Source organism: Vibrio tapetis subsp. quintayensis, from assembly GCF_030409945.1.
Classification (GTDB): Bacteria; Pseudomonadota; Gammaproteobacteria; order Enterobacterales; family Vibrionaceae; genus Vibrio; species Vibrio quintayensis.
This window is the reverse complement of record NZ_JAUFQV010000025.1, coordinates 115,035-136,321: the sequence shown is the minus strand read 5'-3', so window position 1 is coordinate 136,321 and position 21,287 is coordinate 115,035. Positions and strand designations below refer to the sequence as shown.

At 43.5% G+C, this 21,287-nt stretch carries 20 protein-coding genes and 2 pseudogenes; 15 read left to right on the top strand and 7 right to left on the bottom strand.

The annotated features are described in order from the left end of the window. Positions 1–61 precede the first annotated feature (61 nt). On the top strand, positions 62–1,246 hold the full coding sequence (locus QWZ04_RS10380) for an amino acid aminotransferase (protein WP_290327656.1): 1,185 nt from the start codon (positions 62–64) through the stop codon (positions 1,244–1,246). Between the two features lie 12 nt (positions 1,247–1,258). After that, entirely contained in the window at positions 1,259–1,930 is a 672-nt protein-coding gene (locus tag QWZ04_RS10375; RefSeq protein WP_290327653.1) for an ATP-dependent zinc protease family protein, read from the top strand. Between the two features lie 81 nt (positions 1,931–2,011). Here the strand turns inward: QWZ04_RS10375 and QWZ04_RS10370 are convergent, their stop codons facing one another. Together QWZ04_RS10370 and QWZ04_RS10365 are read right to left on the bottom strand one after the other, a co-directional pair. Beyond that, positions 2,012–2,548: a hypothetical protein gene (locus tag QWZ04_RS10370; RefSeq protein WP_290327651.1), complete on the bottom strand. Its 537-nt coding sequence runs from the start codon at positions 2,546–2,548 to the stop codon at positions 2,012–2,014. Between the two features lie 109 nt (positions 2,549–2,657). Beyond that, positions 2,658–3,029, bottom strand: coding sequence for a YgiW/YdeI family stress tolerance OB fold protein (locus tag QWZ04_RS10365; protein WP_290327649.1), 372 nt, complete (start codon positions 3,027–3,029; stop codon positions 2,658–2,660). 163 nt (positions 3,030–3,192) lie between these two features. Here QWZ04_RS10365 and QWZ04_RS10360 point away from each other — a divergent pair, with 163 nt between their 5' ends. From QWZ04_RS10360 to modC, 4 genes are all read left to right on the top strand, one after another. Continuing rightward, positions 3,193–4,659: a cobyric acid synthase gene (locus tag QWZ04_RS10360; protein ID WP_290327647.1), complete on the top strand. Its 1,467-nt coding sequence runs from the start codon at positions 3,193–3,195 to the stop codon at positions 4,657–4,659. 34 nt (positions 4,660–4,693) lie between these two features. Then, positions 4,694–5,422: a molybdate ABC transporter substrate-binding protein gene (gene modA, locus QWZ04_RS10355; RefSeq protein ID WP_290327645.1), complete on the top strand. Its 729-nt coding sequence runs from the start codon at positions 4,694–4,696 to the stop codon at positions 5,420–5,422. Between the two features lie 88 nt (positions 5,423–5,510). Beyond that, positions 5,511–6,212, top strand: coding sequence for a molybdate ABC transporter permease subunit (gene modB, locus QWZ04_RS10350; protein WP_290327644.1), 702 nt, complete (start codon positions 5,511–5,513; stop codon positions 6,210–6,212). Then, complete coding sequence (modC, locus tag QWZ04_RS10345) at positions 6,209–7,309, top strand: molybdenum ABC transporter ATP-binding protein ModC (RefSeq protein ID WP_290327643.1); 1,101 nt, start codon at positions 6,209–6,211, stop codon at positions 7,307–7,309. Before modB ends, modC begins: the two co-directional genes overlap by 4 nt. Before the next feature lie 275 nt (positions 7,310–7,584). On the opposite strand, the pseudogene QWZ04_RS23550 reads toward modC, so the two are convergent. The 4 genes and pseudogenes from QWZ04_RS23550 to QWZ04_RS10330 form a co-directional block, all read right to left on the bottom strand. Then, positions 7,585–7,974, bottom strand: a pseudogene (locus QWZ04_RS23550) (methyl-accepting chemotaxis protein); the annotation flags it as partial. 291 nt (positions 7,975–8,265) lie between these two features. Further along, positions 8,266–8,412: pseudogene (locus tag QWZ04_RS23545) on the bottom strand (HAMP domain-containing protein); the annotation flags it as partial. Between the two features lie 322 nt (positions 8,413–8,734). Continuing rightward, positions 8,735–9,736, bottom strand: a complete 1,002-nt coding sequence (locus tag QWZ04_RS10335; protein ID WP_290327641.1) for an OmpA family protein — start codon at positions 9,734–9,736, stop codon at positions 8,735–8,737. A gap of 215 nt (positions 9,737–9,951) precedes the next feature. After that, positions 9,952–10,389, bottom strand: a complete 438-nt coding sequence (locus QWZ04_RS10330) for a DUF3069 domain-containing protein (RefSeq protein ID WP_290327640.1) — start codon at positions 10,387–10,389, stop codon at positions 9,952–9,954. Between the two features lie 141 nt (positions 10,390–10,530). Here QWZ04_RS10330 and QWZ04_RS10325 point away from each other — a divergent pair, with 141 nt between their 5' ends. After that, positions 10,531–11,490, top strand: a complete 960-nt coding sequence (locus tag QWZ04_RS10325) for a GGDEF domain-containing response regulator (RefSeq protein ID WP_290327637.1) — start codon at positions 10,531–10,533, stop codon at positions 11,488–11,490. 68 nt (positions 11,491–11,558) lie between these two features. Here QWZ04_RS10325 and QWZ04_RS10320 read toward each other — a convergent pair whose 3' ends face one another. Continuing rightward, the gene (locus QWZ04_RS10320) at positions 11,559–12,794 is read right to left on the bottom strand and encodes a GGDEF domain-containing protein (protein WP_290327635.1); all 1,236 of its coding nucleotides are present in this window, start codon (positions 12,792–12,794) and stop codon (positions 11,559–11,561) included. A 241-nt stretch (positions 12,795–13,035) separates the two neighbouring features. On the opposite strand from QWZ04_RS10320, the gene QWZ04_RS10315 reads away from it, so the two are divergent. The 8 genes from QWZ04_RS10315 (at position 13,036) to QWZ04_RS10280 (ending at position 21,268) form a co-directional block, all read left to right on the top strand. Continuing rightward, a complete protein-coding gene (locus tag QWZ04_RS10315; protein ID WP_290327632.1) occupies positions 13,036–13,404 on the top strand; it encodes a late competence development ComFB family protein in 369 nt (122 codons plus the stop codon). A gap of 9 nt (positions 13,405–13,413) precedes the next feature. Beyond that, entirely contained in the window at positions 13,414–13,689 is a 276-nt protein-coding gene (locus QWZ04_RS10310) for an HlyU family transcriptional regulator (RefSeq protein ID WP_290327630.1), read from the top strand. A 356-nt stretch (positions 13,690–14,045) separates the two neighbouring features. Then, the gene (gene pntA, locus QWZ04_RS10305) at positions 14,046–15,596 is read left to right on the top strand and encodes a Re/Si-specific NAD(P)(+) transhydrogenase subunit alpha (RefSeq protein ID WP_290327628.1); all 1,551 of its coding nucleotides are present in this window, start codon (positions 14,046–14,048) and stop codon (positions 15,594–15,596) included. Positions 15,597–15,606: 10 nt separating this feature from the next. Beyond that, the gene (gene pntB, locus QWZ04_RS10300; RefSeq protein ID WP_290327626.1) at positions 15,607–16,986 is read left to right on the top strand and encodes a Re/Si-specific NAD(P)(+) transhydrogenase subunit beta; all 1,380 of its coding nucleotides are present in this window, start codon (positions 15,607–15,609) and stop codon (positions 16,984–16,986) included. 157 nt (positions 16,987–17,143) lie between these two features. Next, complete coding sequence (gene vxrA / locus QWZ04_RS10295) at positions 17,144–18,589, top strand: sensor histidine kinase VxrA (protein ID WP_290327768.1); 1,446 nt, start codon at positions 17,144–17,146, stop codon at positions 18,587–18,589. After that, the gene (gene vxrB / locus QWZ04_RS10290) at positions 18,564–19,223 is read left to right on the top strand and encodes a response regulator transcription factor VxrB (RefSeq protein ID WP_290327624.1); all 660 of its coding nucleotides are present in this window, start codon (positions 18,564–18,566) and stop codon (positions 19,221–19,223) included. The genes vxrA and vxrB overlap by 26 nt, the downstream gene beginning before the upstream one ends. A 2-nt stretch (positions 19,224–19,225) precedes the next feature. Further along, positions 19,226–20,095: a DUF2861 family protein gene (locus QWZ04_RS10285; RefSeq protein WP_290327622.1), complete on the top strand. Its 870-nt coding sequence runs from the start codon at positions 19,226–19,228 to the stop codon at positions 20,093–20,095. A gap of 63 nt (positions 20,096–20,158) precedes the next feature. After that, a complete protein-coding gene (locus QWZ04_RS10280; RefSeq protein ID WP_290327620.1) occupies positions 20,159–21,268 on the top strand; it encodes a conjugal transfer protein TraF in 1,110 nt (369 codons plus the stop codon). Positions 21,269–21,287: the final 19 nt, after the last annotated feature.

Below are 21,287 nucleotides of genomic sequence, written 5' to 3'. Positions count from 1 at the left end.
ATTTCGTAACGACAGTGTTAATTTGAAGTTCATTATTGAATTTCAAAGGGTTGTGACTTTCATGCTTTCTCATCTTCCAGCACCACAGCAAGATCCCATCTTATCTTTGTCTGTGGCATATCGTAGTGATCCACGTAGTGAAAAAGTGGATCTCGGCATTGGCGTATACCGCAATAACCAAGGTGAAACACCGATAATGGAAGCGGTCGCGCTGGCCAATCAACGCGTTATTCAAACTCAAAAAACCAAAGCGTATGTAGGCTTAGCCGGTTGTGAAGAGTTCAATCAATCTATGGTTGATTTACTACTTTCTGGTACGTCAGCGATGTCTCGAGTTGCGGCAATACAAACGCCAGGCGCGAGTGGAGCGTTACGTATGCTCGGCGATCTAATGAATGTCGCTCAGCCAGATACCACCGTATGGTTAAGTAATCCAAGTTATGTAAACCACCGTCCTGTGATGGAAGCGGCAGGCCTTAAAGTACGTCATTATCGTTATTTTAGCCCTGAAACAAAACAAGTGGATCTCGAAGGGATGTTGGAAGATATCTCTACAGCGGGGCCAAAAGATGTGGTGTTACTGCATGGTTGCTGCCATAACCCAACGGGTGCAGATATTGATTTTGCAACTTGGAAAATTATTACGGAGCTTTCATTGAAGCTGGGGTTCATCCCATTTGTTGATATCGCTTATCAAGGTTTCGGCGATGGTTTAGATCAGGATGCTCAGGGCTTGCGCCACATGGCAGATAGTGTTGAAGAAATGCTTATCACAACATCTTGCTCTAAAAACTTTGGCTTGTATCGTGAGCGTACTGGTGCCGCCATCGTCATAGGTAAAAATAGTCAAGAAGCAACAAACGCAAAAGGCAAATTACTGCAATTAGCGAGAGCGACCTACACAATGCCGCCAGATCACGGTGCAGCGTTGGTTAAAACGGTACTGCAGAGTGATGAACTGACCGCTATATGGAAACAAGAGCTGTCGCAAATGCAGCAGCGTCTGGTGACTTTACGAACAAATCTGTGCCAAGAGTTTAATAATACTCACAATAATCAGTATTTTGACTTCATCAAATCTCATAAAGGTATGTTTACTGTGCTAGGCTTTAGCAGTGAACAAATGACAAGATTACGGGAAGAATACGGTATTTATGGCGTCGGTGATGGTCGTATTAATATCGCTGGTTTGTCTGAAAATGACATTCCATACGTAGCAAATGCTATTCAAACCGTAGCCAAATAGCGGAGACAGCAAATGACACCAAGACAAAAATTGTTAGTGGCATTAATGGCAGGAAGCCTAGCAGCATGTGCTAATACCAATACAAGCCAGAGCAATGCTGATACAGAAAATTCGGAAACGAAAGTGGAAGTGGAAGTTACTGAACCAGAAGTCACCACTCCAGAAGTCGCCAAACCAAGCGAACCTGAGGTTAAGCCAACTCCAGAGGTTGAAAAACCAAAGCCGGTCGTTAAACCTAAACCGGAACCGTTGACCACCGCCGATGGTAAACTGATTTTAGGCGAGCGAGAGTGGGTTTATTTCCCTGGCTTAGACAAGAGTTTCAAATCTCGTATTGACACAGGAGCAACAACCTCTTCAATAAGCGCTGTAGACTTGGAAGCGTTTGAACGTGATGGCAAAGATTGGGTCAAGTTTAAAGTCGGCCATGACGAGGTGACAAGTGAAGTGCTAGAGGTTCCAGTAGAGCGTTGGGTTCGTATTAAGCAGGCAAGCAGTGAAGAATTTGATCGCCGTCCTGTTGTTATGGGGTGGGTTCAAATCGGTGAATTGAAAGAAAAAACGCCGTTTACACTGACCGATCGGTCACATTTAGATTTTCCGGTCCTGTTGGGGCGAAGCTTCTTTAATGATGTTGCCGTGGTCGACGTTTCTAAAGAGTATGTACAACCAAAAGTGAAATAAATAACCAAGTTCACTTAGGCGGTAGACAAACAAAAAGACCACTGAATTGACAGTGGTCTTTTTTACATCTGTTCGACTCGCTTAGAACATGAACCTTGCACCAAGTAGAAGTTGAGGGCCATACACCCCATGATCAGCAAGGTTGGCGCCAATAGAGAGTTGGTCTGTAGAATGGAAGCGACCGCCAATGCTATAGATGGTTTCAGAACCATCAGAGTACACTAGCTGCCCAATCATGACATTGGCTTCAATACGGTCGATAACCCATGCACGCATGCCAAATGCTAGCTCTGGTATAAAATCACTGCCGACAAACTTGTCGCTTGAATCTTTAATGTTATGCAGCAAAATGTGGCCATAAATGTCTGCAAACTGGGTCGCAGGGCCATTGAAGCCGATACCACCTGCTAAGTCGTAATCACTTTCGAAATTTGAATCAAAACGACCGATAAAATGGGTGTTTTCTGTGAATGCCATTTTACCTTCAGCACCGTATGTGCTTGGGTTTGCGCCAATCCTAACTTCCAATGAAGTATAGTTAAAATTGTTAGCGTTAGCCGCAAAAGGGCTAAGTGCTGCAAGTCCTAGTAACGCCACAGCTCGGGCTCGTCCAAACATAATATTTCCATCCATTCAATGTCTTGGCAGACCGCCAAAGATACATACATAACAAATAGCCTGCAAAAAGCAGACCATTTATTATTAAAGGACGGAGTTTAACGGAAATTTACAATACAGATATGTGATCAACCTCAATTTCTGGAGTGTTACCCCCTTCATATTCACCAAATAGTCGAACTTTTGACTCTGCAGTCAGCGGAGTGGTCAAGTTTATGTCGTCATCCAGCTCTACCTGTATTTCGGCTTCACCATCTGTAAACACAAAAGTATCCTTGTTGATTTGGCGAATGATATGCCCATCGATGACTACGTCTTGTTCAGCAAACATACTGGTGTCTTTTAAAAGCTCGGTAACTGATGTTGTTTCAACAGGTCCGGTGTATTGAAGGTTGCTCTTTTGGTGATGGTCGTCTTTTGCTAGTGCGAAAGTCGGAGCGATAATAAGTGCAGCAGCGATAGAGTAGCAAAGTGTTTTCATAGTGTTGTTCTCGTTGTTTGTTTAAGTTAGGTCTATTAAACACCGAGTTAATTGAATGATTACTGAGTAGAGCATTCATTTTTGGTTCATTAACGGTTGGGCTTAGCGTGGTATGAGGATACTATTAGCGATAATCTAGAAAAAATCAGAAAAAGAATTACCTATGTATACTCCATTTGAAGCGCTGATGGTGCAAGGAACCACGTCGGATGCTGGTAAAAGTGTATTAGTGGCAGGATTGTGCCGAGTGTTAGCGAGAAAAGGGATAAAGGTTGCCCCTTTTAAGCCGCAAAATATGGCATTAAACAGTGCTGTTACATCGGATGGTGGTGAAATTGGACGTGCTCAAGCCGTTCAAGCACAAGCTTGCAATGTTGAGCCTACGGTTCATATGAATCCTATACTGCTTAAGCCAAATTCGGATACGGGTGCTCAGGTGATCATTCAAGGGCGCGCTTTAAGCAACATGGAAGCCACCAGCTATCATGACTATAAGCAAGTCGCTATGGACAGCGTGATCGACTCCTTTGACAGGCTTAAATCCGACTTTGAATCTGTGATGATTGAGGGGGCAGGTAGCCCTGCAGAGATAAACTTACGAGCCCATGATATTGCCAATATGGGATTCGCCGAGAAAGCCGATGTCCCGGTTATTATCGTTGCAGATATTGACCGCGGCGGAGTGTTTGCCCATCTAGTTGGTACATTGGATTTATTGTCCCCAACAGAGCAAGCTCGTGTAAAAGGTTTTGTTATCAACCGCTTTAGAGGTGATATCAAGTTGCTAGAATCAGGCCTCGATTGGCTTGAAGAAAGAACAGGTAAGCCTGTTATTGGTGTGATTCCATTCCTACATGGTCTTAACCTAGAAGCAGAAGATGCAATAACTGCCGATCAAATAAAAAGCGATGACGCCTTATTCAAAGTGAAAGTCCCCGTGGTCACTCGAATCAGTAATCATACCGACTTCGATCCGTTAAGGCTTAACCCTTCTATTGACTTTGAATACGTAAGAAAAGGTGAATCACTGCAAGGAGCGGATCTTATTATTCTGCCTGGGACTAAATCGGTGCGCGCAGACTTGGCGTTTTTACGAGAGCAAGGTTGGGACAAAGATATCCAACGTCACTTACGTTTTGGTGGAAAAGTGATGGGTATCTGTGGCGGATATCAAATGCTGGGTAAGGTAATTGACGATCCTGAGGGAATCGAGGGCCCAGCGGGTTCGAGTCAAGGGCTGGCCTGCTTGGATCTTGATACGGTTTTGCAATCAGAAAAACAATTGAAGCAAGCGAAAGGCGAGTTAACCCTTAACCAGAAGACTGTTGCCGTGACAGGCTATGAAATTCATGCGGGGGTTACTACTGTCAATGAACAACAACCGATACAACTGGGTGAAGAAAAAAGTGCAGATGGTGCAATCAGTGATTGTAATCAGATCTTCGGCACGTATTTGCACGGCGTGTTTGAACTCGCGGACGCATGCGAATTGATCATGACTTGGGCTGGGAGTTCCAAGCTTGAGAAAGTGGATTTCGAGAAGATGAAAGAAGAAGGCATAGATAGAATTGCTGACGCACTGGAAGAGTCTCTCGATCTGAAGAAGTTATGGCCAGAAATTTATGCGTAGTATCAGTTGGTTTCTAAAATGCGTTGGTTTGATTATGGCAATGGCTTCATTTTCAAGCGTCGGCCAAGTCCGAGTTCTTGCGGCATCCTCTATGACGAATGTATTGTCAGACATTGCGGCAGAGTTCGAGCGTAGCCAGGGTATCAAGGTACAACTTGTGTTTGCTGGCTCATCATCATTGGCAAGGCAAATAGAGCAGGGTGCCCCTGCTGATCTCTACATATCCGCCAACACCAAATGGGCTGACTACTTAGTTGAACAAGGGATTGTTGATCAGACGGCAGTGCAGGTACTTGCTCGAAATCGATTAGTGGTGATAGGTGAACGTGATGGTGTAAAGCCCAATGACGCTAATGTGATAACTAAGCATAAGTGGTGGTTGGAGCAACTGAAGGGAGGCCGCCTTGCTATGGGGAACCCAGATGCGGTTCCTGCTGGGATCTATGCAAAGCAGGCATTAGAAAACCAAGGCATTTGGTCAGTTGTCAAAAATAATTTAGCGCCAACGAGTAATGTTCGTATTGCGCTGACGTTAGTAGCACGACAAGAAACGCCTTTAGGCATCGTGTATGCGACGGATGCAAAAATAAGTGACGATGTCACGGTTCTTGGTGAGTTTCCTGTCGGATCATATGATCATATTGAGTACCCGTTGGTTAAGCTCAATGATAAGGCTGAAACACGATCTTTAGTCGATTATTTGCTGTCTTCTCAAAGTGAAGTCACCCTTGTAGAATACGGATTTATACCGCTAAGCCAATAGATAGATGTAGAACGATTCGCCAGAAGCTTTGGCCAACTTCTTAAATTAAAGGGCTCGTCGTTAAGGAAGAGTAGGGATTGAAAAACAAGTGTATTTGACGGAATTTGAACAGCAAGCTTTGTTTTTAAGCCTAAAAGTCGCGACGACTTCTGTATTGTGGTTGTTGCCAGTGGGTTTATTTTTGGCTTGGCTATTGGCAAGAAAGCAGTTTTTTGGCAAAAGCTTGTTAGACAGCATCATTCACCTTCCTCTGGTACTGCCTCCGGTGGTGATTGGCTATTTATTACTGGTTTTGATGGGAAGGCGAGGGTTTATTGGCGAATGGCTATATGAAAGCTTTGGTGTCGTGTTTGCTTTCAACTGGAAAGGCGCGGCTCTTGCTTCGGCCATTGTGGCACTGCCTCTGATGGTACGAGCTATCCGTTTGAGTTTAGAAACGGTAGACGAAAAATTAGAGCAAGCTGCCCGAACTCTTGGGGCTTCGCCGCTAAAAGTGTTTCTCACCATTACCTTACCGTTAACCTTACCGGGTATTGTCTCTGGCGTTATGTTGGCGTTTGCTCGCAGTCTTGGGGAATTTGGCGCTACTATAAGTTTTGTTTCGAACATACCAGGAGAGACACAAACCTTGCCGCTGGCAATGTACAATTTCATTGAAACTCCGGGTTCCGAAATGGATGCCGCTCGATTGTGTGTGATTTCGATTGTGGTCGCGCTGCTTTCATTAGTTGGTTCAGAATGGCTCTCGTCACGTATGCACCGCTGGATAGGTATAGGAAGTAAACCATGATCACTATAGCTATCAAGCAAGAGTTAGGCGATCTGTTGTTAGACATACACACTCAGCTGCCATCTAAAGGCATTACCGCGATATTTGGCCGTTCAGGTTCTGGCAAGACGTCGTTGATCAACAGTATTTGTGGTATCAGAAGCCCTGACAGTGGTTTTATTGATATTAATGGACACCGTGTATTTGATTCGCAGCAGAACATAAACCTAGCGGTTGAAAAACGTAATATTGGTTACGTATTTCAAGACGCACGCTTATTTCCGCATTTTAGCGTCGAAAGAAATCTGCGTTATGGTGTAAAAGAAGCCGATGCCGAACTATTTGCTCACGTGACATCTCTGCTTTCGATAGACGGATTATTGAAGCGTAAGCCTAGTGATTTATCTGGCGGAGAAAAACAACGAGTCGCGATAGGCAGGGCTCTTTTATCTAGCCCAGACTTACTATTGATGGATGAGCCATTGGCTTCCCTCGATTTGCCCCGCAAGCGAGAAGTGATGCCTTACCTTGAGCGTTTAGCTAAAGAAGTAGAGATACCTATTTTGTACGTGACTCACAGCATCAGCGAGATCTTACGATTAGCGGATCATATGCTATTGCTGTCGAACGGCAAAATAGATTCTAGTGGTACGTTGGAGCAAGTGTGGGGATCGGATGCGATGCGACCTTGGCAGTCGTTTTCCGAGCAAAGTTCGGTTTTTGAGGCATACATTCAATCCCAGCATCCTACTTATGCTTTAACCCAACTGAGCTTAACGGATGATAAAGCACTTTGGGTACAGAAAGTGGAGGGTGATATTGGGGATCAAGTACGTGTACAGGTACGAGCCAATGATGTTTCGATCAGCTGTGAGTTGCCGATAAGAACGTCGATAAGAAACATCATACCTGTCACTATTTGCGCCATTGAGAGCCATCGACTCTCTGACGACAAACAGAGCGTTTCTGTCAAACTTCAACTGGACAAGAGCAGGGTACTCAGCGCAAACCTGACCCAATGGGCTGTAGATGATTTACAGCTCGAAGTTGGTCAGTTGGTTTATGCGCAGATTAAAGGCGTCAGTGTCACTCAAAAAGACATGATCAGAGTGAACTGATCGACGGTGCTCTCTGGGCACAAACAATGTACGTCATTCTTGCTTACATTGTTTGTGCGGTTACCGACGTCGATATAACATTGGCTAACTGTTAACCATCAAACTTCAAATTTAATCATTAAAGAGTCGAGTTCTTCACACTGACTTGCCAGCATTTCACAGGCATTTTCCGCGCTACTGACCATCTCAATCATCTGATAACTTCCATCAAGAACCGTCTGCATATGATTACTCACATCACTCGCCAATTGCATTTGTTGTTCTGATGAAGATTCAATTTCAAGGGTACTTGAAGCGACGGCAGTAACGGATTGAGTTACTGATTGAAGAGTTTCAAGGGTTAAACCAGACAGTTGAACGGTTTCTTCGCTGGTTTTACAACTTACATTGACCGCAGAGACCGCTTCATGAGTCGCTTTCCTTAGTTCGTCTGTCATTTTTTGTATCTTATCGGTACTTTCTTGGGTTTTACTGGCAAGCGCCCTTACTTCGTCGGCAACAACGGCGAAACCGCGCCCTTGTTCCCCGGCTCGTGCGGCTTCTATCGCAGCATTCAGAGCAAGTAGGTTGGTTTGCTCGGCTATTTCCACGATGACCCCTAAAATAGTGACAATATTAGTAACGTTGGAATCAAGGTTGCTGATCACGCCACCGGCTTGGTCAATTTGTGACTCCAAGGTCTGCAGTGATGAAGATGTTTGATTGAGCAAAGAGGTCGCTTCGTCGAGTTGTTTGATTCCTTCGCTACTATGGGCTGAAGCATTCACGGCATTGTGACTCACATTGTCACTGATACTTTGTACTTGGATTGCTGAACTGGAAATATGGTCAGTGTTACCTTGTTGGCTCGAAACATACATAACGATGCCTTGGGTCAGACTACGAATATTCTCCATCTCAGCGCGAACAGAATTGGAAGTAATGATGACTTGTGTCATGGAGCTTTGCATAGAATCAAGCAGCTGATTAATCTGGCTACCAACGGATCCCAATTCATCGCTTGAAGAGACTGAAACTCTTTTAGTTAAATCTAGCTGGTCATTATTTAAGGTGGCGACTGTGTCGTGTAGTTGTTGAATAGGCAGGGTTACCCAGCTCAACATTAAAAAAAGACAAATACATGAGATGACAATAACAACGCCCAACCCGACGTAAAGTGATTGAGTGGCCTCTGTAATAGCTTGGTTTGGGTTCGCCAGTTGATTTGGAGTCAATCCATTCAGGTTGTTGATGGCGGAAAAAACCATCGCAGAAAATAAAGCGATGATGACGATGGTGGGAATGAGTACTTTTTGTTTAATAGAGAGCGAGTGAGTCCATTTCATTGTTCACCTGTATTCGGTTTGAGTGCGTGCTGTTAGTTAACTATAGGACAAAAAAAACGACCCTTAGAAAGAGTCGTTATATCGTTTCGTATCGAGTTGTTTATTCTTCTACAGTAAACTCATCGATCGTCACTTCAACACGGCGGTTCATTTCTTTACCCGCGGCTGTTTTATTTGATGCTATTGGGCTAGCTTCACCCTCACCTTCAACTTTAATTCGTGAAGGCTCAACACCTTCAGAAATTAAGTAATCGGCAACGGCTTGAGCACGCTTTTCAGAAAGTTGTTGGTTAAACTTAGCTGAGCCGCTGCTGTCGGTGTGACCTGTTACGGTAACATCAGCCTGAGGGTATGTGGTAAGTAGGGTTACCAGCTCATCGAATTGGTCAAGGCCAGCTTTGCTTAGCTTGTTACTTCCTGACTCATAAAGACCCACGCCCTTTTTAGATTGGAAAGTAATGGTTTTTGGCGCAACGACAACAGGTGCAGCGGCAACAACCACTGGTGCTGGCTCTTCAACTACAGTTGGACGAGGTTCAACGGGTGCAGCTTGTGTCGCAACAGCTGGTTCATCGCTGCCAAAGTGATAGCTTAGACCTATGCTAACTAAATGTGCCGCCAAGCCGCCAGTATCACCTGAACCTATGCCACCGATCAGTTGATATTCTAAGCGAGTAGACCATTCACGAGTGAACCCATACTCCAGGCCTAACGCTGCCATAACGTTTAGGTCATCGTCTATGACGTCATAATTGGTAAATCCGACACCAAATTTAGTGAAGAAGCCGAGTGATTCATTAATTGGAATCCCAAATTTAGGTCCTAGAGTCAAAGAAGTCATTGCTCCTTTTGCTTGTTTACCAGAGCTAAAGTTAGATTCGAAATCACCAATTTTGTCGATACCGGCCTCCAAGGAGAACATATCGCTGAATTTGTATCCACCAAAGCCGCCAAAACCGATACTGCTGTCGTCACAAGGCTCGGAGATGCTACAGCTATTCTTTAATGAAGAGCTACCTACTTTTGCGCCTAAATAGTATTCCGCTGAAACGGTGAAGGGGATTGCTGCCAAAACAGACAGTGCGATCAACTGCTTTTTCATAATTGTATCCTTACTTTGGATTATTGTTGCTTTTTTGTAATTATAGTACTCGTGAATTATGAGAACTAAGTCATTGTAATTCAATTATTGATTATGTGAATTACATCCAATTAATCACATAATCTCAATTATGATACATACATGTTGCAATAAAAAGAAAGCAAAAAAAATCCGCTCATAAAATGAGCGGATTACAGATTGGGTACTGGAAGTGATTACTTGGCAAATACTTCTTTAAAATCTCGTTTCAAAATAGCATCTCGGCGAGCTTTCTTCATCTGCTTAGCCATGTCTTTAACGCAGTTATGCAGCGTTTGGTCTAGCAGTTGTGTGCGGTAAGCTTCTTTTTCTTCGTCGTTCATGTCTTCCGGCAGGCTCAACTTAGGAAACTCTTCCATGACATTTACGCCGGCAAATGCTTGGCTCACCGAAACAAGCGCGTGGAATTGCTCAAAGTTATCTAGTACGTTCTGTGCGCTAGCAGGCATGCTGTCCCAGGCTTCACGTACGGCTTCTTCTGAAACTTCATGAATGGACGTTACCATGTAGTACATTGCTTCAGGAACTTGGTCAAACTCAATGACTTTCTTAAGTTCAGGTGAGACTGTATCTAAGTCTACTTTTTGTTCCACTTCTTGGATTTCTTCTGACATGGTGTTGTCCTACTTCTTTCAAAAAACACATGCTATGAAACTGGCAATAAAAGTCAACCAATTCATTCGTTTCTAGTGGGTTAAACGCTAAATAGCATGCTATATTGCTGTTAAGGTCTAGAGGATATCAAAAGACAATATATGGAAATATCAAATACTTCGATTCGGATTTTGCTGGTCGATGACTTGCAATTAGAAAGAATGCAACTGGGAATACGCCTCAAGCAATTAGGTCATAAGGTAGAAGCCGTTGAAAGTGGTGAGAAAGCGCTCAAAATCTATACGTCTTTTGACCCTGAGTTGGTTTTGCTCGACATTTCAATGCCTGTCATGGATGGTTTTGACGTAGCACAGGAAATTCGGACGCGCTTTAAAGATTGGGTTCCTATCATTTTTCTGAGTAGCCATGAAGAACCGGAGATGATTGCAAACGCCATCGAAATGGGGGGAGATGACTATTTGGTTAAGCCTGTTAACAAGATGGTTCTCAGCGCCAAGCTCAAGGCGATGCAGCGGATCGCAGATATGCGAAGAGAGCTAAAGGCTGTAACAGCCAAACTTGAAAGCGTTAATTCAAATTTGCAGCAGCAAGTGAACGAAGATGGGTTGACTCGGATCTACAATCGAAGATTTATAGACAGTGAGCTAAAGACCATGGTGACGTGGCATGGACGGCACAGTTTGCCTTTGACGGTTATCCTATTAGATGTCGATTTCTTCAAATTGTTTAATGATAATTACGGCCACATTGAGGGTGATCAGTGTTTACAAAAGATAGCTTCTCGGCTTGATAGCAGTTTTGTGAGAGCGGGTGAAGTAGTAGGCCGTTATGGCGGGGAAGAATTCGTCGTTATCTTGAGCAATGCAGATGTTGATTATGCAGAAAAACAAGCGGAGCGCATTCGTCGCTCAATTCTTGACTTAGCGATTCAGCATAAAAAATCGACCGTATCAGGGTTTGTGACGGTGTCACAAGGTGTGTATAGCTTTATCCCGACAGGCCAAGAGTCATTGCAGGACATTTTCCAGCAAGCCGATGTTTTACTTTATGGCTCAAAACAAAATGGCAGAAACCAATTCGTGTCAAATAAAAGCAAGTAATAGGGGGTGAGGGGTGACCTCGATAGTATAGGTGTCGGTTAACGTTGTCTTGGCGTTGTTTTTTATAATCAAGCGCTTATAACGCAGTTTCGGCCTTTTTTCTTTGCTTTATACAGGGCGTCATCGGCAGACTTGATGACTTTTGTTGGGTTTCTTAACTCATAGCTGTCGGCTACACCAATACTAATGGTAATGTTGACGGTTTTTTCAGTATTTCTTTTTCCTCGTTTTTGTGTGCCTTGTTTGTCATCTTTAGGTCTTTGCTCCTTGTCACGAATGATCATGTCGTACTGTGCGATGCTTTCTCTAAGATCTTCTAAGTGTTCGATAGTTTGAGCTGCCGATTTACCTTTAAACAACACCGTAAATTCTTCGCCACCGTAGCGATAAACTTTGGCACCCCCACCTGTTTTTCGTAGTTTCTTTGCGACTAATCTTAGGACGTGATCACCAGTATCATGCCCGTGGGTATCGTTGAACTTTTTAAAGTGATCTACATCCAGCATCGCGATGGTGTATTTTCTCCCAAGGTGAGCCATTTCATTTTCTAAAGCGCGTCGGCTTGGAATTTCGGTTAACTGGTCGATAAAAGCCAGTTTATGGCTGGTTGAAATCACGTTGTATATAAGCATCACACCGGCCAGTGAAAACAGAATGGCCGAAATATAGCTAATTTGAAAGCCGCCAAATGTGATCGCGGAAAATAGCAAACAACTATAGATGGCGTTATCGACAGCGTCGTTTCGCTTTAACACCATGATAGCAGCGATCCCGACGCAAACAATGCTGTAAAGAATGGCAAGAAATGGCAAACGGCTCAATTCAGGAATAGAGAACAAAATGCCATCCCAGAGTGTGTCCATGCCATTTTCTGCAAAGTGGTCGACGGTTAAATATGCCCAGCCCAAGAAAAATAACATGAGGAGCGAATACCCTAATCCTGAAATCGAAAAAAAGCGGCGATTTGGGAATGCGTAAACGACCATGCAGGCAACGGGCAGTAGGAAAGCGAGTATAGAGAACTCTAATTTAGTGGTGCCGACACTAAGGGGGACTTGCAGACGCTCCTGGATGAAGAAATAGGCGAGCATCATTGCGATGGCAATCATTCCCATGCGTCCTTGGCTAAAGCTATGACACAAGATGAGCGTGATTGAGAACAAGATATAAGGCAGGTGACTCACCATACCAAGGTTTTCGACGACGAGCGTAGTTAGGGCATCTATTGCAAATATACTGATGCTTGCCAGAAAGATAGGCATTAAAAATTTAAAAAGATTCGTATTATTTAACGTACTTAGCATCGAATTCACAGCAAGAGAAATGGCTAACTATGGATAAAATCATAGAAAGTTGAGCTTGTTAGGATACTTCTATTGTGGGAATTTCCAAGTGTTTTGCTAAACTTAATTGAAAAAATATTCGAATTATTGCCAATATGATGATTTAAACCACAAGTCGGGACATATGAACTTTTTTCCGCCGTATTTACCGCCTAGCATTAGGTAAGATTGTTCCGTAACAAGTGACATGAGGAAGTGAAACATGCAAATTAGCGTAGATGTACACAATTATATGGAAACGCTTGTTGGAACCAAACTGGCGCTGCTCGAGTACACTGAGCGTTTTGACTCCGAGCAACTTGCCGATTTGGCCTGTATCGCGCTGAATCAGCTTAGGCCGGTTTATATTCGTCATGATATCGACTTTTTGTCTGCGTTACCCGAAGAAAAGCTGGTTATCCTAAGTGATCAAGTTGAAGTTGCCCTCATTGCGGCCGAGTCGATGATTAAGAATGACCGACGCACTCGTGATGACGATCTACCTGTTGTGTTTAGTAAGCCTTCGCGCCATGATGATGACGAATTGGAGTGGTATGAAATGCCACTGCTAGACAAAAAACGAATCAAGTAAGGATTGTTTGTGGGGTTATTTTCCTATTTCTTCGGTGGAAACAAAGAGAGTGTAGCTACAGAAGTAGCGCCTGTTGAGTATAAGGGTTATTTGATCTATCAGGAGTCTCGTTCTGAAAGTGGCCAATATCGCATTGCAGGCCGTATTACTAAAGAAGTTGATGGCGAACTAAAAACGCATACCTTTATTCGCTCTGATGTATTGAGTTCTGAATCTGATGCGAATGAATTTATGCTGAAAAAATCGCAATTATTCATTGATCAGATGGGCGACAATATTTTTTAGGTGTCGATTAGAAAGCTCGTTACTTCGAGTTGATTAACATCACTTTAATTAGGGCCATTTAGCGATATGCTAATGGCTCTTTTTATTTCCATTAAATTTTTACATCTATCGTTGTTGGTTTAATGAGCTGTTTGTTAAGTTGTTAATTTTTCGAATAGAATTTCCCGGGAAATTCGTCTGGTTTGACCTCTGCTTAGTACCATAAATGTTGTCATTTAACGCTTTTGAAGCGAGAATCCATCGTTAATTTGGTTATATGTAATGAAAGTTTGTATATTTCTTACAAAAAGCTTGAAGTTACCTCCAACCTTAGATAAAAACAGATTATTCATTTGTGCCAATAGTAGGGAATAACTATGCAAATTGGTGTGCCTAGAGAAATACTCGTAGGTGAAACTCGAGTGGCTGCGACGCCGAAAACGGTTGAACAGTTATTAAAATTGGGATTTGACGTCTCAATTGAAACACAAGCTGGCGTTCTCGCTAGTTTTGACGATGCTGCATTTCAAGCTGCCGGTGCGACTATCGTATCGACAGAAGATGTATGGAAATCAGACTTAATCTTTAAGGTAAACGCTCCGCTTACTGGTGAAGCTGATACCGTTAATGAGATCGATTTGATTAAAGAGGGGGCAAGCCTAGTCAGTTTCATCTGGCCTGCGCAAAACCCTGAGTTAATGGAAAAGCTTTCTAGCAAAAACATTAACGTAATGGCTATGGATGCGGTTCCTCGTATTTCTCGTGCTCAAGCGCTCGACGCGTTGAGTTCTATGGCTAATATTGCTGGTTACCGTGCTGTCGTCGAAGCTGCCCATGAATTTGGTCGTTTCTTTACCGGTCAAATTACCGCTGCAGGTAAGGTACCACCAGCGAAAGTGCTGGTTGCAGGTGCCGGTGTTGCGGGCCTAGCGGCTATCGGTGCGGCTGGTAGCTTAGGTGCAATCGTTAGAGCTTTTGACGTACGTCCCGAAGTAAAAGAGCAAGTGCAATCAATGGGCGCAGAGTTCTTGGAAGTCGATTTCCAAGAAGATACTGGCGCTGGTGATGGTTACGCAAAAGAAATGTCCGATGATTTCAACAAAAAAGCAGCTGAGCTATACGCAGAGCAAGCAAAAGATGTTGATATCATTGTTACAACGGCGCTGATTCCAGGTCGACCTGCTCCGAAGCTTATCACCAAAGAAATGGTTGATTCGATGAAAGCGGGTAGCGTTATCGTTGACCTCGCGGCAGCAAATGGTGGTAACTGTGCTTACACCGAAGCAAACAAAGTTATTACTACGCCAAATGGTGTCAAGATCATCGGTTACACCGACATGGTTGGTCGCCTACCGACTCAATCTTCTCAACTTTACGGAACGAACTTGGTCAACCTTGTTAAGCTTCTTAGTAAAGAGAAAGACGGCAACATCAACATCGATTTTGAAGACGTAGTATTACGCGGTGTAACGGTTGTTAAAGAAGGTGAAGTGACTTGGCCTGCTCCTCCAATCCAAGTTTCAGCTCAGCCAGAAGTTAAGCCACAACCTATAAAAGTTGAGGTGAAAGTTGAAGAGCCGACATCACCCGTTAAAAAAGCTATTGGCATTGCGGCTGGTATTGCTGCGTTTGGTTGGGTTGCATCCGTTGCTCCTGCAGCATTCCTAGCACACTTTACGGTATTTGTACTGGCGTGTGTTGTAGGTTACTACGTTGTTTGGAATGTTTCGCATTCACTGCATACACCACTTATGTCGGTAACTAATGCCATTTCTGGCATCATCGTTGTAGGTGCGTTGCTTCAGATTGGTCAAGGAAGTGGCGTTGTCACGTTCTTATCATTCATTGCCGTGTTAATCGCAAGCATCAATATTTTCGGTGGCTTTACGGTCACGAAACGTATGCTTGAAATGTTCCGTAAAGACTAAGGAGTAACAAATGTCTGCAGGATTAGTACAAGCCGCATACATTGTCTCTGCCGTTCTCTTTATTATGAGTCTGGCGGGACTGTCTAAACAAGAATCTGCACGAGCTGGTAACTACTACGGCATCGCAGGTATGGCGATCGCTTTGATCGCAACCATCTTCGGGCCTGATTCGTCTGGTGTGGTTTGGATCATCATTGCTATGGTGATCGGTGGTGGTATTGGTATCCACTACGCAAAGAAAGTTGAAATGACCGAAATGCCAGAGCTCGTTGCTATTCTCCACAGTTTTGTGGGTATGGCTGCTGTTTTGGTCGGGTACAACAGTTACATTGACGCACCAGAAGCGGCCACGCATGCTGAGCATGTGATCCACTTAGTGGAAGTTTTTCTTGGCATCTTCATTGGTGCTGTGACTTTCACAGGTTCGATTGTTGCCTTTGGTAAACTTCGCGGTGTGATCAGTTCATCTGCGTTGAATCTGCCTCATAAACACAAATTGAACCTTGCTGCTTTGGTTATTTCTGCGTTCTTGTTGGTTCAATACGTGAATGCTGATGGCAGCATGTTTGCCCTTATCGTCATGACTCTCATTGCTTTTGTATTCGGTTACCACTTGGTTGCTTCAATCGGTGGCGCGGATATGCCGGTAGTAGTTTCAATGTTGAACTCATACTCTGGCTGGGCTGCAGCTGCAGCAGGTTTCATGCTAGCAAATGATTTGCTGATTGTGACCGGTGCCTTAGTAGGTTCGTCTGGTGCGATATTGTCTTACATCATGTGTAAAGCAATGAACCGCTCTTTCATCAGCGTTATTGCTGGCGGCTTTGGTCAAGAAGTTGCTGCAAGCGATGGTGAGCAAGACTATGGTGAGCACCGTGAAATCAATGCTGAAGACGTAGCGGATATGCTCAAAAACTCTAAGCGAGTGATCATCACCCCAGGGTATGGTATGGCAGTTGCGCAGGCTCAGTACCCAGTACATGAAATCACTGAGAAATTGCGTGCTCAAGGTGTTGAAGTTCGCTTTGGTATTCACCCTGTAGCGGGTCGCTTACCTGGTCACATGAACGTATTATTGGCGGAAGCTAAAGTACCATATGATATCGTGTTAGAAATGGATGAAATTAACGATGATTTCTCCGAGACTGATACCGTGCTTGTTATCGGTGCGAATGATACAGTGAACCCAGCGGCACTTGAAGATCCAACAAGTCCTATCGCTGGAATGCCGGTGCTTGAAGTTTGGAATGCAGAAAACGTTATCGTATTTAAGCGTTCAATGAACCCGGGTTATGCAGGCGTTCAGAATCCACTGTTCTTTAAAGACAACACACAAATGTTGTTTGGTGATGCTAAGGAAAGTTGTGTAAACATTTCTTCTCACCTTTAAATGGTGACGAGTAATAATGAAGGAGGCCAATTGGCCTCCTTTTTTTTACCTTATATTTACGCCCATGACGATAAGCTAACTTAAGCGTCGGTGCACCGACAAGAGTTTGATGTTATATTTAGCCTATTAGGATTATGTGAAAGAGAACGGCAATAGTTTGTTATATAAAGTGATCTTGTTGGCGACGTTAACGTCAATCGCAAATGTTGCCCAAGCTGAAAGCTTGCCAGAGCGTATTGATGCGTTTCGGTCATTATTTGATAACTCTCCAGCTATTGCGTCTTATGATACAAGAATTATCCAGTCAGATTTCCCCAATAAGCTACTAGCACCTGAAAGTATGCTTCCGCAAACAGCGGACTACCCACTAAGAGACGTACAGCGCCTTTATAGTTTGGCACAAACCTGCAAAGGGAAATTACCACTTAGCCCACTAATCACCGAGCCTTTAGTGTTCACTCGTGCTATGTGTAAGGGAACCAAACTTCCCCTAAAATGGTTTGCTCGTTCAGCGCTCATTCACCCCGGTGGTGGTACTTATGCGGCTAGGTACGCAGAAAAATATCCAGTTCTTTATGATGATCTAAAAGATTACATGCATATTAAAGAGCGCCCATCTGCGGAGCCTGATAGCTTACTTGGTCGCTTACAAGAAATGGACTACAGCGCTTTGAGTGCGTTGATCGCTGGGTCTGACATGTTTATCCATAACAATGATTTATGGTTAAGGCAGGGTGACAAATACCTGTTGTTCGAAAGAACCAAATGGAGTGAGTTTTTAGACAAAACCAACCTAAGAGCCACCTTAGATAAAGAAGCGTCCATTTGTTACGTTAAGAGTGGCAACATATGTTGGGAAGTGGAAGATCATTCAGATCTTCTTATGAATATAATGATCGGCCTGGTCCTATTCAACGTTGTTATATTGACGGCTTGGGCCACGTCTCGTTGGAACAATAAACGTGAAGAGATGCGGAGCCGAATGTTGGTTTTGCAAATATTGACTCACGAACTAAGAACACCGATAGCAAGCCTTTCGTTAACCGTTGAAGGTTTCAGAAGAGAATTCGAACGGCTACCAGAGTCTGTTTACGATGAATTCAGGCGATTATGCGAAGATTCTCGCAGACTCAGGCAATTAGCGGAAGCGAGTAAAGATTATTTACAATCAGATAACAATCAACTGGCAACAGAATGGTTACCATCAGTAAATGAATGGTTAGAGTATCGATATGAGGAACTTTCTACGCCAGTTGAAATCCAAATTGAACATGATAGTGCCATCAAAATCAATATTTACTGGTTAGGCACCTGTTTAGATAATTTAGTGAATAACGCAGTAAAGTACGGTGCGACACCGATCAAACTGAAAGTCATTGTTAAAGAGAACAAAGTACGTTTCGAGATTATAGACAACGGAACGTTGAGTAAAAAAGATTGGAAACATGTAAGAAAACCATTCGTAAGTAAGAGTGGTTTAGGATTAGGCTTAACGATAGTTGAATCTATGGTTGAGCGCATGGGGGGCAAAATGTCATTAGAAGGCCCACCGACGACATTTATTTTGGAGATACCTTGTGAAACAGACTCTGCTTCTAGTTGAAGACGACAAAAACTTGGCCGATGGCTTATTGGTGAGCTTGGAACAAGCTGGCTATGAGTGCTTACATGCAGAAACAATCGCAGAAGTCGCACCATTATGGGAGAAAGTAGATCTCGTCGTATTGGATCGCCAGTTACCTGATGGTGATTCGGTTACTCATCTACCTGAATGGAAAAAAATCAAAAAAGTACCTGTGATCTTACTGACCGCTTTGGTTTCTATTAAAGACAAAGTTTCAGGCCTGGATGCCGGAGCGAACGATTATCTAACTAAACCGTTTGCAGAAGCGGAACTCTTCGCCCGAATTCGTGCACAGTTACGTGCGCCAGAATCAGACGAGAGTGAAGAACATCGCGTAAGCATTGGCAACTTGCTCATCGATACGCAAACACGTGATGTTGTATTTAACGAAGAATCTGTAACCTTAACTAGAACAGAATTCGATTTGTTGCTGTTTTTGGCAACCAATATCGGCCGTGTATTTACTCGTGACGAACTTCTCGATCATGTATGGGGCTACAACCATTTCCCAACAACACGTACCGTTGATACACATGTTTTACAGCTAAGACAAAAATTGGCCGGAATAGAAATCGAGACCCTTCGTGGTGTCGGTTATAAAATGAAGGGCTAGTTGTGAAAGGTCTGATTGCGTTAGTTGTTATTCTTAGTTCGGCGGCCATTGCTGATGACAACATCCAATGGTTTGAACAGCAAACTGCCTTAACTAATGCCCATAAAAAACTATTGCAAGATGATCTAGACGGTGCCTTTAAAGGCATCGTTCAAGTCTGGCAACAGTCGCCAGATGAGCACGTTGCAAAACACCTAGACAAATTTTTCGTCAAGTCACTAGAAAAAGATTGCGGTCAGTCGTTACAAAAAAAACCTTTACCCGATTGGGTAGACGAACTTGTTGTTCGCAGGCAAGTAATCCAATCTCCCGGCCGACAATCCTCGAGTGTTGTCGTCGATTTGTTGTCTCGTAAGGAAATTGACTCAATTGGATTCACTCGCTGGCCTCAAAGCAAAGTGTCTTCCGATACAGAATTCGAAAGGTTATCAAGCAACGATAAAAGTAATTTTGTTTATCAAAAAAGCTACAGCCTCAATTCGCGTTTGAGCAGCGGGCTGTTTCAAGTCACGATAAAACCGGTTGAAGGCGATGAATGGAAGTCCTGGGTCGTGATGGCGGAGCCACAATCAAAAGAGATTCTCCGTTGGCAAGCAAAAGGGGTTTGGAAAGTAGAAAAAACCGGCCTGCTTAACAGGCATTGTCCGTTACCCGTTATGAATATATCTGTGTTTGATTACTTAGATGGTCAGTATCAAAAGATCTGGAGCCAAGAGTATGAAAGTGATTATCCCACCGAAATTCCATTAAGAGATCTTGAACCTGATCGCTATGTTTTAGCCGTTTCTATTACGCATAAACGTTGGCAAGGTGCGATTTCCGTAGAAGATCAGCAAGTTATTAGCAAAACTTACGACATATCTATAGATTAATAGCGCTAAAGGTTCGATAATTACTGCCGATAACAGTGAAAAGGAACTATTGGCGGTTATGTTATGAATAAAATCGGATTATCAGCGTCTATCGTAATTGCACTAACAGCAACGTCAGTGTCTGCTGCAAACTATTCAGTTGATGGCCGAGGTGACGCAATGGGCGGTACTGGTGTTGTATCAGCAGACTTTCTTACTGCGCCATTTTACAATCCCGCTCTTGCTGCACTTTATCGTAGGAACGACAATGCTGGCATGATTTTACCGGGTATTGGCCTTACCTATACCGATCAAGGTGATATGGTAAAGACCATAGGTGAAGCAGCAGATGTCGGGTCAGATCCTGTAAAAGCGCAAGAAGTGTTAGATAAGCTGGATAAAGGTGAGCTTAGCTTTGATATAGGTGCGGTTGCCGCATTCGCAATACCCAATTCATTTGTATCAATGAACGTATTTGGAAAGGCATACACTGAGTCATACGTAACAGCGAATATCGCTACTGGTGGAACACCTGATCTAGATCTCGCAAATTCTAATACACAAATTTTATCAGCAGGGATAACGGAATTAGGCATGACTTTTGCCAAATACTATACAGTGTTTGGTCAGCACATGTCATTTGGTGTTTCTCCAAAGATCCAACGTGTCTACACACTTTTAGATCAAAAGTCTTTTGATGACTTTAACTTTAGCTCAATCTTCGATTCCTTGTCTGGCGAAACATCCTTCAATATGGATGCGGGTGCGGTTTGGTTCTACGGACCTTATCGTGTCGGTTTTTCTGCAATGAATATCATGTCACGCGAAATCGAGACAAACACGATTGGTACTTCAAGCTACAAATACCAATTAACGCCAAATTACACCATCGGAGCTGGCTTGGTTGGGGACTATTTTGCATTGAGTGTGGACTATGACCTAGTAGAAAGAGAAAAGTTTGTCGGTGTTAATGATAATGAACAAATGCTTCGCGTGGGAATTGAGGGTGACATCATGAGACAAATGCAGCTAAGGGCAGGTTACTATACTAACTTAGCACGTGCAGATGATGATGGCACGATCACCGCAGGTATTGGCTTATCTCCACTTAATATCATCACACTCGATATCGGTGCAAGTTACACGAACAAAGATTCAATGGGCGTATACATTAATTTCCTTTCCAATTATTAAAATATTCGCTATTCTCGGC